The organism is Legionella sp. (genome assembly GCF_965140895.1).
In the GTDB taxonomy this organism is placed as follows: Bacteria; Pseudomonadota; Gammaproteobacteria; order Legionellales; family Legionellaceae; genus Legionella.
On the sequence record NZ_CBCSKT010000147.1, the window covers coordinates 1 to 1087 of the forward strand.

The window sequence follows — 1087 nt, forward strand, 5'->3', positions numbered from 1 at the left end:
AGAAGAAGCGAATGAGCTATTTGGCATTTTAGCGTCCATGGGCAAAGAAGTGTATGTTGCTAATCTCTCTGACTTAGGCGCCTCAGCGTGTCGTATTTTAGTGCCTGACTATTCAGAAGTTTATCCGGTTGAAGATCTTATTTGGGATAATACGAACAAAGCGCTAATTTATCGCGAAGACATCTTAAATTTGCACTCCTTAAGCACTAAAGAGCTAGGCAATTTAGTTGATCGTTTGGAAGAAAGTCAACTGGATAACTATATCGATATTGGCACCTTGATTGGTATTGTATTCGATGAAAATACTGCCTGGGGCAAGCTGACTATTATCGAACTTAAGATCCTGATTTATCTCGCACTTGGCGCCCATGAGGATGCCATCGGATTAGTCGAGGAGTTTTTGCAATATAACGACAATACAGTCAAACGCGGCTTGTTTTATCAAGCGATAAGTGCAGTACTCGAAGTCACCTTAGATGAAAATCTTGAGCTTGAGCACTTTATCGAGAGTTTCAATCGCATGTTTGGTGTCGATGTGATGGAAAACGTGGTTGGCTTAGTCACAGGTTCGGTACGCTTTTACGGCCTAACTAAAACAAGCATGGCTCTTGAAGGTATAGAGCCTCATTTACGACTGATTGAAAGTTATAAAAAATTACACCAGTCGCGCAAAATACGAGTAGGAATCTAATCGCGATGGTAATCGGCTTGAGGGGGCGCATCTATGCGTGTGCTCCATTAATCCCCTTAGCCTCAACCACTACTTCGCATGGACTCTCATATGTAACTGACATCTAAGTCCCAATGTCACGAGTACCAACCCACAGATTAATTTTGGATGCCACTTGGGTTTACATATTGCTCATCTGATGAGCAAGCACCTGAAGGTGAAACGTTTATGAACGATGAGTATCGACTAACGCAAACCAGAGGCGTGTAAGGATTCAGAGGGGTCGGCTCGCTTGTTCTGAGCTTCTCCTAAAACCCGCGCAAGTTATATTGTAGATTAGCAAACGTAGGTCAGGCCATTGGCCTAATGGCGCTGCCTTAAGGTGTACAAGAATTAGTAATTTTTAGTTTAATCTAT

Annotated in this window: 1 protein-coding gene; it reads left to right on the plus strand. The window is 42.6% G+C overall.

Annotated elements, in window-relative coordinates:
• A partial coding sequence (locus tag ACQY7T_RS13420; protein ID WP_428414030.1) for a hypothetical protein occupies positions 1-691 on the plus strand: 691 nt, incomplete at its 5' end.
• Positions 692-1087: the final 396 nt, after the last annotated feature.